The following is an 11,203-nucleotide window of genomic DNA, read 5'->3' as shown; positions in this document are numbered from 1 at the left end:
TGGCTGACCGACCTGGTGCTGGGCGTGCTGCTGCTGGAAGCCGCGGTGCTTTGGTGGCTGGCGCGGCCCCACCGGCGCGGCGTGCCGTTTGCCGACGTGGCGGGCAGCCTGCTTGCCGGGCTGTGCCTGGTGCTGGCGGTGCGTGAAGCAGCGTCCGGCAGCACCGGAGGGGGCTGGCGTCCTGGCTGGCCGCGGCCGGCATCGCCCACGCCTTCGACCTGCACAGGCGCTGGCGGCGGCGCCCGGCCGCGCCACCCTCTGCCGCCGCCCCCGATCCTTCCGCCGTATCACCGGGGCCGCGCGCCGCGCCCCCCGGACTCCTGTAGCCAACCGCCAAAGAGGACTTTCCATGACCACCCGTCGCCGCTTCATCACCATCGTGCCGCTGGCCGGCTCCGCGCTGCTGGCAGCGCACACCGCCAGCGCCCAGGGCGCGCCCACGCTGGACCCCAAGGACCCGCAGGCCGCCGCGCTGGGTTATGTGGTCGACACCACCAAGGTCGACAAGGCCAAGTACCCCAAGCACACCAACGACCAGCATTGCGGCAATTGCCAGCTGTACCAGGGCGCGGCCACCGCCGAGAAGGCGCCTTGCACCTTGTTCCAGGGCAAGCAGGTGCTGAACAAGGCCTGGTGCTCGGCCTGGGTCAAGAAGGCTGGCTGAGCCAAGCGCCATGGCATTCCCTTTTTCCGCCATCGTCGGCCAGGAGGAGATGAAGCTCGCCATCCTGGTCGCGGCGGTGGAACCCGCCATCGGCGGCGTGCTGGTGTTCGGCGACCGCGGCACCGGCAAGAGCACGGCCGTGCGGTCGCTGGCCGCGCTGCTGCCGCCGATGACGGTGGTGGCCGGTTGCCGCTACGGCTGCAATCCGGCCACGCTGGCGCTGCACGGCGGCTGCGACGACTGCCGCGCGTTGCGCACCGCGCCACGCACGCAGAAGGTGCCGGTGCCGGTCGTCGACCTGCCGCTGGGCGCCACCGAGGACCGCGTGGTGGGTGCGCTCGATCTGGAAAAGGCCCTGACCCTGGGCGTGCGTGCCTTCGAGCCCGGCCTGCTGGCCCGCGCCCACCGCGGCTTCCTGTACATCGACGAGGTGAACCTGCTGGAAGACCACCTGGTCGACCTGCTGATCGACGTTGCCGCCTCCGGCGAGAACGTGGTGGAGCGCGAGGGCCTGAGCGTGCGCCATCCTGCGCGCTTCGTGCTGGTGGGCAGCGGCAACCCGGAAGAGGGCGAGCTGCGGCCTCAGCTGCTCGACCGCTTCGGCCTGTCGGTGGAGGTGCGCACGCCGATGGACGTGGCTTCGCGGGTGGAGGTGGTCAAGCGCCGCGACGCCTATGAGCGCGACCCGATCGGCTTCGCCGAGCACTGGAAGAAGGAGGATGCCAGGGTGCGCCGCCGCGTCGTGGCGGCGCGCGAGCGCAGCGCCACCACCGCCGTGCCCGACGCCACGCTGGAGGCCGCCGCCCGCCTGGCGATGGCCCTGGGCACCGACGGCCTGCGCGGTGAACTCACGCTCACCCGCGCCGCCCGCGCGCTGGCCGCGCTCGAAGGCGACGACGTCGCCGGCGTCAGCCACCTGCGCCGCGTGGCCCCGGCCGCGCTGCGCCACCGCCTGCGGCGCGACCCGCTGGACGAGTCGGGCAGCACCGAGCGCGTGGAACGTGCGCTGGCGGAGCTGTTCGACGCGGTGGCCTGAGGCCGCTCAGTTCTCATGGCTGCCCCCATGGCCGCCCCAGCCCCCACCCCAGCCGCCACCCCCCTCGCCACCGACCGCGCCGCCGCCGATGCCCGGCTGGCCATCGCGCTGCTGGCGGTGGACCCGGCCGGCCTGGGCGGCGTGTGGCTGCGCGCCCCGGCCGGCCCGGTGCGCGATGCCTGGCTGGCCCTGCTGCGAGGCCTGCTGCCCGAGGGCACGCCGCTGCGCCGCATGCCGTCCCACATCGGCGACGACCGGCTGCTGGGCGGCCTGGACCTGGGCGCCACGCTGCAGGCCCGCCGCCCGGTGCGCCAGGCCGGCCTGCTGCAAGAAGCGGCCGGCGGCCTCGTGCTGCTGGCGCTGGCCGAACGCCTGCCGGCGGCCACCGCGGGCCGCATCGCGGCCGTGCTGGACGCATCGTCCGGCCGCGATGCGGCGGCAGCCGTCGGCATGGTGGCGCTGGACGAAGGCGAGGCCGACGAGGCACCGCCGGCCGCGCTCACCGAACGGCTGGCGCTGCACCTGGTGCTGCGCACGGTGCAGGCGCAGCCGCTGGACCCGCAGCGCCTGCAGGCCGCCCGCGCCGCCTTGCCGCGGCTGCCGTTCGACGAGGACGTGGCCACCGCCCTGAGTGCGGCCGCCGTGGCGCTGGGCATCCGCTCGGCCCGGGCGGGCTGGCTGGCCTGGCGGGCCGCCTGCGCGGCTGCCGCCTGGGCCGGCCATGCCGAGGTGTCGACAGAGGACGCGGCGTTGGCGGCCCGGCTGGTGCTGGGACCGCGGGCCAGGCAGCAGCCCGCCGGCCCGCCGCCCGACGAGGCGGATGCGCCGCAGCACGACGGCGATGCCTTGCCCGCCGACGCCCCGCCACCCGCCGGCCGCGCGGATGCGCCCGAGGACGCGCCCGACGCCGCCGCCCGCCCGCCCTCGGGCAGCCCCGGCGCCCCGCCGCCGCCTGCGCCGGACGGTGGCGATGCGTCTTCCGGCCCCGCGGCACCACCGTCCACCGGCACGCCCTTGCACCAGCAGGTGCTGGCCGCCGCCGCCACCGCCTTGCCGCCCGGCCTGCTGATCGGCCTGGCCGCCCGCGCCGGCCAGCGACCGCCCGGCACGGCCGCCAGCGCCGGCCGCAGCGGCGCGGCGCAGCGCCATCGGCTGCAGGGCCGCCCGCTCGGCTCGGTGCGGGGCGAGGCACGCGGCGGCCGGCTCGACCTGATCGAGACGCTGCGTGCCGCCGCACCCTGGCAGCCGCTGCGCCGGGCCGAGGCCTTGCGCTGCGGCGGGCCGGTGGGCGCCCAGGTGCTGGTACGCGCGCAGGACTTCCGCCTGCGCCGCTACCAGCAGCGGCAGCAGACCACCACCGTCTTCACCGTGGATGCCAGCGGCTCCTCGCGCTGCACCGGCTGGCCGAAGCCAAGGGCGCGGTGGAACTGCTGCTGGCCGACTGCTATGTGCGGCGGGACCAGGTGGCCTTGATCGCCTTCCGGGGCACGGGCGCCCAGCTGCTGCTGCCGCCCACCCGCTCGCTGGTGCGGGCCAAGCGCTGCCTGGCCGAGCTGCCCGGCGGCGGCGGCACGCCGCTGGCCGTCGGCATCGACGCCGCCCGCCGGCTGGCCGAAGGCCTGCAACGCCAGGGCGGCAGCGTGCTGGTGGTGCTGATGACCGATGCCCGCGCCAACATCGCGCGCGATGGCGCGCCCGGCCGCGAGCGGGCCGCCGCCGACGCCCTGGCCTCCGCCCGCGCGCTGCAGGCCACCGGCCTGGCCAGCCTGATGATCGACACCGGCCGCGAGCCGCAGCCCGCCGCACGCGGCCTGGCCCAGGCCATGGGTGCACGCTACCTGGCGCTGCCGCAGGCCGATGCCGGTCGGCTGTGGCGGGCCGTGGCGCCGGGAACCGCCCGGTAGCGCTCCGCCGGCGGCCGTCGGCCGCGGCCTACGTGCAGCCGCGCCGCCGTCCGGGTCGGGTGGCGGGAACCGGCCCCAGGGCGCCTCCTCCCACAGGGGACATGCCAACCAACCCTTGGAGGCCCCCGATGAACAAGACACGCTCCAGCCGACCCATCCACCGCCTGGCCGCCCTGCCGCTGCTGGCCACCGCGCTGGGCCTGCCGGCCTTCGCGCAGCAGCCGGCCGCGGGCGCCCGCCCTGCAGCAACCACGCAGACGACCACCCAGACCACGCCGGCGGCCAACCCGGTGGCCGCCACGCCGGCACCCGCCGCCCAGGCTGGCCCCTACCGCGCCTTGCGCGCCAGCAAGCTCATCGGCATGGAGGTGCAGAACCGGGAAGGCCGGCACATCGGCCAGATCGACGACCTGGTGGTGAACATGGGCAACGGCGACCTGCGTTATGCCGTGCTGTCCTTCGACCCCGGCGTGATGGGCGGCGAGCGGCTGTTCGCCCTGCCGCCCGACCGGCTGGCCTTCACGCCCGAAGGCGACCGGGTGGTGGTGGACGTGGACAAGCAGCAGTTCGAGAAGGCCGCCATCGAACGCACCCGCTATTCGCCGGCCTTCTTCCGCGACCATGCCCAGGTGGCCGTGCTGGACCGGGCCTGGTCCATCCCGCAGCCCGGCCGCGGCACCACTGCGCACCGGGTGACCGACCTGCTGGAAGCCGACGTGCTGGCCCGCAACGGCGACGAGATCGGCGACGTGGACGAACTGGTGCTGGACCTGGGCTCGCGCAAGGTGCACTACGCGGTGGTCAGCTTCGACCCGGGCTGGACCTCGGCCGAGAAGCGCTACCTGTTCGCGCTGAGCGACTTCCGCCTGCCGCGCGACCCGGAGGATGTCCAGCTGGACCTGGACCGCGACGGCATGCGCCGGCTGCAGGGCTTCGACGGCGACCGCATGAAGGACCTGAACGCCGCGGGCTGGGTGGCCGACGTGCGCCGCAGCCTGGCCCAGGGCACCGGCGCACGGGCCGGCGCCGCACCCACGGACGCGGCGGCCCGCTGACCAGGGCGGCGCTCACCGCGGCGCGGTGGCCGCCGGCTGCGGCACCGGCGCTGCGCCCAGCGCCGCGGCCAGGCGCTGCAGCTTGTCCGGATTGCGCTGCACATGGATGCGCACGATGCGCTGCCCGTCCGTCTCGAAGGCCTGCGCCGATTCCAGGTGCCCGTCGATGAAGCGCAGCAGCCCCCACTGGCCATTGATGACGGCCAGTTCGACGCGCACCGCCTCGCCGTGGCGCAGCCGGGCCGCCAGGTACAGCTGCGCGATGCGCCGCCCGCCGGCCAGCACCTTGCCGAAGCTGGGCACCTTGCCGCCGCCGTCGCTCACCAGCTCGGCCTCCTCGGCCAGCATGGACGCCATCGCGCCGAAGCTGCCCTGCGCCACCGCTTCGGCGAACTGGCGCATCACCTGCAGGTGCGCCTCGGGCGTCACGGCATAGCGCGGGCGGGCCTCGCGCAACTGGGCCTTGGCGCGGCTCACCAGCTGGCGGCAGGCGGCCTCGCTCCTGCCCAGCGTGCGCGCCACCTCGTCGTAGTCGGCGTCGAACACCTCCCGCAGCAGGAAGGCCGCCCGGGCCGGCGGCGCCAGCCGCTCCAGCAGCGTGAGGAAGGCCACCGACAGGTCGTCGGCCCGCTGCAGCAGCTGCTCGGGCGAGGCGGGCGCGTCGTCCAGCTGCGGCTCGGGCAGCCAGAAGCCGGTGTAGTGCGCCCGCTGCACCTTGGCCGCGCGCAGGCGGTCGATGGCGATGCGGGTGGCGCTGGTCACCAGCCAGGCCTCGGCGTTGTCGATGGCCGGGCGGTCGGCCGCATGCCAGCGCAGCCAGGTGTCCTGCACCACCTCCTCGGCCTCGGCCCGGGTGCCCAGCATGCGGTAGGCGATGCCCAGCAGCCGGGGCCGCAGGCGGTCGAAGAGGCGGGTGGCGTCGTCCATCAATGCAAGACGTTCGAGGCCCGCGGCTTGTGACGGCAGGTCGCTCAGCCGGCCCAGGCGGCTTGGATGAGGGCCGCCACCTCGGCCGGCTTTTCCTCGTGCGCCAGGTGGCCGGTGCCGGCCAGCGGCAGCACCCGGGCCTGGCGCAGGCGGCGGGCCACGGCGCGGGCCTGCTCCGGCGGCACCATGCGGTCGCGGTCGGAGGCCAGCAGCCACAGCGGTACCGGCAGCCGCGGCAGGGCGTCGGCCAGCGGGCGCAGGTCCCAGTGCGCCATCATCGCCAGCGCACCGGCCACATGCGCCGGGCTGCGCACCAGCCGGGCATACAGGGCGGCGGAGGCGGCCGGCACCACCGAGCCGGTGCCGTCCAGCAGGCGCTGCACCGCACGGTCGTCGCGCGCCTGCCGGGCCACCAGCCGGGTGACCAGACCGGGCAGCAGCGGGCCGCCGCCGATCAGCCGCGCCAGCGGCGCGAACAGCAGGCCGGCCACGCCGTCGAAGGGCAGCAGTGCGCCGTTCATCGACACCAGCGCCCGCGCCGGCGCATGGCCGTCCAGCATCAGCTGCGCGCCGATGGCCGCACCGGCCGAATGGCCGGCCACCAGCGCCGGCGGCGCCAGGTCCAGCATCGCCAGCAGCGCCGCCAGCGCACGGGCCATCGCCGGCAGGCCGGGCGCGGGCTGCAGTGGGTCGGTGAAGGCATGGCCGGGCAGGTCGGGCACCACCACGGTGAAGCGCGGAGACAGCAGCGGCAGCAGCCCGGCCATGCTGTGGCTGGAAGCGCCGGTGCCGTGCAGCAGCAGCAGCACCGGGCCCTGGCCGGCCACCTGCACATGCCAGTGCAACCCGCCGGCCTGCAGGAAGCGGCTGTGTGCGCGGTGCGGCCAGTCGGCGCCGTCGCGCTCCCAGGCCAGCCGCCGCCGCTGCGCTTCCATCCGCCCGCGGCTGCCGCTAGCCGGCGTCGCCGGCCACGCCGAACAGGCGGATGCGCCCGTACAGCGTGGCCGCGCGCTGGGTGGAGGCCTCCACTTCCTGCAGCAGCGGCGCCATGTCGGGGCCCACCGGTCCGTCGGCGATGTCCATCGCCACCAGGCTGGCATTGCTGAGGATGGCGCGCATCACCTCGTCGGCGCCCACCGGCTGCGCCGCGCCTTCGGCGGCGGTGCGCTGCAGCGAGGCTTCGAGCTGCCGCCGGGCCTCGGCAGCGCGCTGGCTGTCCACCAGGTCGGTGAGGGTGAGGATGAGGCCGAGCGCGCTGCCGTCGCGCGCCGGCACGATCTCGGCGCGCACGCCCACCGGCCGCGGCGGGCCGCCGGCGGTGCCCTGCAGCGCCAGCTCGCCGCGCCAGGGTTGGTGCGCCGCCTTCAGGCCGCGCAGCATGTCGTGCAGCGCCTGCGGCGGCCGGAAGCCGGCGGCCACGTCGTCCAGCGTGTGCAGGGTGCGGCCGTCGGGCGCCAGCAGGCGGCGGAAGGCCTCGTTGGCATGCAGCAGTCGGCCGTGCGCATCGGCGATGGCCACCGGCTCGCGCGAGTTCTGCACCGTGCCGCGGATCTGCACCAGCTGCCGCTCGGCGATCAGCAGCCGCACCGCATGCACCTGCACGATGATGTCCACCAGCGCGCTGCCGAAGGCCCGTGCCAGCGCGATCTCGGTGGCCGTCCAGGGCAGGGCGGTGCCGCGCACGATCTCGGACCAGGCCGCGAAGGAGCGCCGCGGCGACAGCTCCATCGGGTCGTCGCCCACCTTGGGCTTGTGCGGGTCGCCGGCCCAGGTGACGGTCAGCAGCTGCTCCTTGCGGAACCACATCAGGTAGTCGGGCTGGCTGGCCGACAGCCGCACCGCCAGCACGCCGGCGGCCACCGGCGTCAGCGAAGCCAGCGCGGGCTCGGCCTGGGCGATGGACGAGCAGGCCAGCGGCGGCGCATCGGTGGTGGCCTGCGGCGCGGCCGCCGCCGGGCGAGAGTCCACCCACCGCGCCAGCGCGCGCAGCTCGGGCGTGGAGGGCACCTCGCCGGAGGTGAGCACCTCGCCGTCGTGGAAAAGCGCCGCGCCGGTGGCGCCCAGCGGCTGCAGCAGCGTGGCCGGGTTGCGCAGCAGGGCCAGCCGCCAGTCGCCTTCGGTGGAAGTGGCCTCGATCAGCCGCTGCTCCAGCCGGCGCACCACCAGCGCCACCTGGGCATGGGCATAGTTCTCGATGGCGGCGATGCGGGTGGCGATCACCTCGGCCAGCAGGTCGCAGGCGGTGCGCACCGCATAGCGCAGGTTGCGCGGCTGGTAGTGGTGGGCGGCGATCAGGCCCCAGAGCCGGCCCTCGTGCACCAGGGACACCACCAGCGTGGCGGTCACGCCCATGTTCTTCAGGTACTGCAGGTGCAGCGGCGACATGCTGCGCAGGTAGCACATCGACATGTCCAGCTCCTGCCCGGTGGGCGGCAGCCGCGCGGGCACCAGCGGCGCCGGCTGGTAGTGCACGTCCATCAGCACCCGCACGCGGTTGCGCAGGTAGAGCGCACGGGCGCGCTGGGGGATGTCGGTGGCCGGATAGTGGTGGCCCAGCAGCGATTCCAGCCGTGGGTCGCGCGCCTCCGCGATGATCTTGCCGTGGCCGTCGGGGTCGAACTGGTAGACCATCACCCGGTCGTAGCCGGTCAGCTCGTGGATGCCCTGCACCGCGGCGTCGGCCAGCGCGCCCAGGCTGGCCGCCGCCGACAGCCGCTGCACCGTGGCCGACACGCAGGCCAGCACCGCCTCCTGCCCGATGGTGGCCATGTGGCGGGCGCTGTCGGGCAGCTCCACCGCTTCCACCTCCACCACCAGCTGGCCGTCGGGCACCCGGTGCAGGCTGCCTTCCAGCACCCGCGGCATGCCGTCGGCAGCGCTGGTGCATTGCAGCGGCACGGGCTCGTCCTGCGGGCGGGCCACGCGCGGCGCCAGCGCGGCCACCTGCGCGGCCAGGTCGCCGCCCAGCACCTGCAGCGGCCGCTCCAGCAGCCGCTCCACCGGCAGGCCCAGCACCGCGGCGGTGTTGGCGCTGGCCTGCAGCACCTGCAGGTCCGACGGCCGCAGCACCAGCAGCGCGCCATGCGGCTGCACCGAGCCGGCAAGGTGGATCAGCTCACGCTCGCAGTTGCTGAGGTCGGCCTGGCCGAAGGGCGGGTGGTACGTCACGGCGGGCGGGAGCGCAGGCGGGATGTCAGCCGGCGTCGTCGGTGGCCAGGCCCAGCCGGCGCATGCGGCGCTGCAACTCGGCGGTGTCGATGCCCAGCTGCAGCGCGGCCGCCGCCATGCGGCCGCCGGCCTGGGCCAGCGCGGTGTCGATGGCATGGCGCTCGGTGGCGTCGCTGGCCTCGCGCAGCAGCGCCGGCAGCGGCAACTGGCCCACCCGCGCGGCGATGCGCTGCAGCGTGGCCGCCAGGTCCAGCGGCGTGCCCGGCGGCGTGCCGGCCGGCGCCGGGGACGCCAGCGGCCGCAGCACGAAGGCCAGGCGCTCCTGCTCGCCATCGGCCAGCAGCGAGACCCACAGCGCCACCGCCACCGGCGCACCGGCCGCGCCGATGGTGGCCCGGGCCTGGGTGGCGAAGCCAGCGCGGCGGGCGTCGGACAACGCCGCCGCCAGCTGGCGGTGCGGATCGCCCAGCACCTCGGCCACCGGGCGGCCGGCCAGCTGGGCTTCGGTGTCCGCGCCGGCCAGGGCCAGCAGCTCGGCATTGGCCATCAGCACGCGGCCGTGGGCATCGGCCACCAGCACGGCGTCCTGCACCGCCTGGCCCGGCTGCGGCGTCTCGGCCGGCCGGGCGCGCACCAGCAGGGCCTGGGGCTGCGCCGCATCGTCGGGGCGGATGGGGACCACCGACACATCCAGCGCCAGCACGTCGGCCGCGCGCTGCAGCCGGGTGCGCACCTCGGTGGCGCGGCCGGCGCTCTGCGCCAGCGCCAGCAGGTCGCGGATGGGCGGCGGCAGCGGCTGGCCCGGCGCGCCGAACAGCGCCTGCGCCTGCGCATTGGCATCGGCCGCGAGCAGGGTGGGCAGCTGCACCAGCATCACCGCGTCGCTGGCCACCTGGGCCAGCAGGCGCTGGCGCGACTGCTCCTGGCGCAGGCGCCAGTAGTCGCGCTCCATCTCGCGCTGGGCCTCGACGAAGCGCTGCTGGATGGCGGCCACCGCGCGCAGGTCGCGGCCCACGGCCAGCAGCGGGCCGCCGGCGCCCAGGCGCAGCGCGGCATAGCTGATGGGGATGTCCTCGCCGCTGGCCGAGGGATGGTTCACCTCGCGCCGGCGGGAGACGCCGTGGCTGCCCACTTCCTGCAGCAGCTGCTCGATCTTGCGGCGGGTGCCGCCGGTCACGGTCTCGGCCCAGGGCCGGCCCACCCATTGGCCGGCGCCCAGGGCCAGCGCGGCGTCGGCGGCCGCCACGTTGGTGACGATGCCGTCCTCGCCGATCACCAGGGCGATGTCACTGGCCAGCGACACGAAGGCCGTGGCCAGCTCGGGAGCCAGGCCTGACAGCGCGCTCAGGTCGGTGGGGTCGGGGGTGCCAGGGGTGGCCACGACATGCTTTCAGGGTTCACCCGGACGGGGGGTGGAACAACTCGTCGGACCTTAACACACGGGTGCGGCCGCCCTCGCGGGCCGCTGCACCCCCGGCAGCCCGGCCTTCAGGCCGGTTGTGCCTCGTCGCTGGCGTCCTCCGCCTCGCCTTCGTTGGCGCGCGCCAGCGCACGCCGGCGCAACCACAGCTGGAGCGCCTCGCCGCCCAGCACGGCCACGGTCAGCAGCAGGAGCAGGGTGTCCATCACAGTACCTCCAGCGCATGCAGCTGCCGCCGCGCACGCTCCACGATCTCCAGGCGGGTGCGCTGCAGCACCACCGCCGCCGCATGCGCGCCGCCAGCCAGCAGGCCGAGCGCCAGCGCGGCGGCCGGCGGCGGGGCTGCGGGCGGTGCCGGCATGGCGCCCAGGTGCAGCACCGCCAGCGGCAGCAGCCCGGCCAGCAGCAGCACCGCGGCGGCGCGGTCGGCGCGCGCCGGCTCGGCGATGGCGTGGCGCAGCAGCACCGCGCCCAGCGTGAAGGGCAGCAGCATCGCCTCCGGCGCCAGCTGCGCATTCCACCAGGCGTCGCCCGCGCTGGCCTGCACCGCCTGCGCGGCCATCGACAGCATCGCCATCAGGGCGGTGGTGGGCGCCGCAGCCGCCGCCACGATGGGGCAGAGCCGGGCCACGCCGAGCAGGCCCAGCCCGGCGGCCAGCGCCATCAACAAGTAGAGGCCGCCGGCCAGCGGGGCCGTCACCGCATGCAGCAGGGCGGCGATGGTGCCCTCCGCGCCTGCAGCGCGGGCGGCCCCCTCCGCGCCAGCGGCGCGGGCGGCCATCAGTGCCGCCAGGCCGCCCAGCACCGCCACCGCGGCCAGCCAGCGCACCAGCCGGCCGGCCAGCGCATAGAAGAACCAGGGCGTGGCCAGCCGGCGCAGGTCCGCCGCCGACCGCCAGGCCCGCGCGCGGCGCGGCCGGCGCGGCAAGGAATGAGGGTGGAGCTGCGGCATGGGGCCTCCCGGATCAGGGCTTACGAGCAGTGGGGCGCGATCAGGTTGTAAATCAAAGTTGACACTCATACTATAGC

The 11,203-nt window shown here is 75.9% G+C and carries 11 protein-coding genes; 5 read left to right on the top strand and 6 right to left on the bottom strand.

Annotated elements, in window-relative coordinates:
* Positions 1-349 precede the first annotated feature (349 nt).
* From LRS14_RS23280 to LRS14_RS23260, 5 genes are all read left to right on the top strand, one after another.
* Positions 350-664: a high-potential iron-sulfur protein gene (locus LRS14_RS23280; RefSeq protein ID WP_257801298.1), complete on the top strand. Its 315-nt coding sequence runs from the start codon at positions 350-352 to the stop codon at positions 662-664.
* 10 nt (positions 665-674) lie between these two features.
* Positions 675-1,700: a magnesium chelatase ATPase subunit I gene (bchI, locus tag LRS14_RS23275; RefSeq protein ID WP_257801297.1), complete on the top strand. Its 1,026-nt coding sequence runs from the start codon at positions 675-677 to the stop codon at positions 1,698-1,700.
* A gap of 27 nt (positions 1,701-1,727) precedes the next feature.
* Positions 1,728-3,173: a hypothetical protein gene (locus LRS14_RS23270; RefSeq protein ID WP_257801296.1), complete on the top strand. Its 1,446-nt coding sequence runs from the start codon at positions 1,728-1,730 to the stop codon at positions 3,171-3,173.
* Positions 3,122-3,604, top strand: a complete 483-nt coding sequence (locus tag LRS14_RS23265; RefSeq protein ID WP_257801295.1) for a VWA domain-containing protein — start codon at positions 3,122-3,124, stop codon at positions 3,602-3,604. Before LRS14_RS23270 ends, LRS14_RS23265 begins: the two co-directional genes overlap by 52 nt.
* A gap of 128 nt (positions 3,605-3,732) precedes the next feature.
* Complete coding sequence (locus LRS14_RS23260) at positions 3,733-4,659, top strand: PRC-barrel domain-containing protein (RefSeq protein ID WP_257801294.1); 927 nt, start codon at positions 3,733-3,735, stop codon at positions 4,657-4,659.
* A 12-nt stretch (positions 4,660-4,671) separates the two neighbouring features.
* Here LRS14_RS23260 and LRS14_RS23255 read toward each other — a convergent pair whose 3' ends face one another.
* The 6 genes from LRS14_RS23255 to LRS14_RS23230 all read right to left on the bottom strand — a co-directional run bounded on the left by LRS14_RS23255 (position 4,672) and on the right by LRS14_RS23230 (position 11,126).
* Positions 4,672-5,586: an RNA polymerase sigma-70 factor gene (locus LRS14_RS23255; protein WP_257801293.1), complete on the bottom strand. Its 915-nt coding sequence runs from the start codon at positions 5,584-5,586 to the stop codon at positions 4,672-4,674.
* 44 nt (positions 5,587-5,630) lie between these two features.
* Positions 5,631-6,521, bottom strand: coding sequence for an alpha/beta fold hydrolase BchO (bchO, locus tag LRS14_RS23250; protein ID WP_257801292.1), 891 nt, complete (start codon positions 6,519-6,521; stop codon positions 5,631-5,633).
* A gap of 16 nt (positions 6,522-6,537) precedes the next feature.
* Positions 6,538-8,754 carry a GAF domain-containing protein gene (locus LRS14_RS23245; RefSeq protein ID WP_257801291.1) on the bottom strand — a complete coding sequence of 739 codons (2,217 nt, stop codon included), beginning with the start codon at positions 8,752-8,754 and terminating at the stop codon, positions 6,538-6,540.
* A 25-nt stretch (positions 8,755-8,779) separates the two neighbouring features.
* A complete protein-coding gene (locus LRS14_RS30415; protein ID WP_257801290.1) occupies positions 8,780-10,135 on the bottom strand; it encodes a PAS domain-containing protein in 1,356 nt (451 codons plus the stop codon).
* 107 nt (positions 10,136-10,242) lie between these two features.
* A complete protein-coding gene (locus tag LRS14_RS23235; RefSeq protein ID WP_157039689.1) occupies positions 10,243-10,380 on the bottom strand; it encodes a hypothetical protein in 138 nt (45 codons plus the stop codon).
* Positions 10,380-11,126, bottom strand: coding sequence for a hypothetical protein (locus tag LRS14_RS23230; RefSeq protein ID WP_257801289.1), 747 nt, complete (start codon positions 11,124-11,126; stop codon positions 10,380-10,382). Before LRS14_RS23230 ends, LRS14_RS23235 begins: the two co-directional genes overlap by 1 nt.
* Positions 11,127-11,203: the final 77 nt, after the last annotated feature.

Source organism: Aquincola sp. J276 (assembly GCF_024700035.1).
GTDB classification, from domain to species: domain Bacteria; phylum Pseudomonadota; class Gammaproteobacteria; order Burkholderiales; family Burkholderiaceae_C; genus Aquincola; species Aquincola tertiaricarbonis.
The sequence above is the reverse complement of the archived record's forward strand: the minus strand, read 5'-3'. Positions and strand labels throughout refer to the sequence as shown.

Coding starts and splice junctions, on each gene's coding strand:
- LRS14_RS23280 (WP_257801298.1), top strand. CDS start 350: ATGACCACCCGTCGCCGCTTCATCACCATCGTGCCGCTGGCCGGCTCC.
- bchI (WP_257801297.1), top strand. CDS start 675: ATGGCATTCCCTTTTTCCGCCATCGTCGGCCAGGAGGAGATGAAGCTC.
- LRS14_RS23270 (WP_257801296.1), top strand. CDS start 1,728: ATGGCCGCCCCAGCCCCCACCCCAGCCGCCACCCCCCTCGCCACCGAC.
- LRS14_RS23260 (WP_257801294.1), top strand. CDS start 3,733: ATGAACAAGACACGCTCCAGCCGACCCATCCACCGCCTGGCCGCCCTG.
- LRS14_RS23255 (WP_257801293.1), bottom strand. CDS start 5,586: ATGGACGACGCCACCCGCCTCTTCGACCGCCTGCGGCCCCGGCTGCTG.
- bchO (WP_257801292.1), bottom strand. CDS start 6,521: ATGGAAGCGCAGCGGCGGCGGCTGGCCTGGGAGCGCGACGGCGCCGAC.
- LRS14_RS23235 (WP_157039689.1), bottom strand. CDS start 10,380: ATGGACACCCTGCTCCTGCTGCTGACCGTGGCCGTGCTGGGCGGCGAG.
- LRS14_RS23230 (WP_257801289.1), bottom strand. CDS start 11,126: ATGCCGCAGCTCCACCCTCATTCCTTGCCGCGCCGGCCGCGCCGCGCG.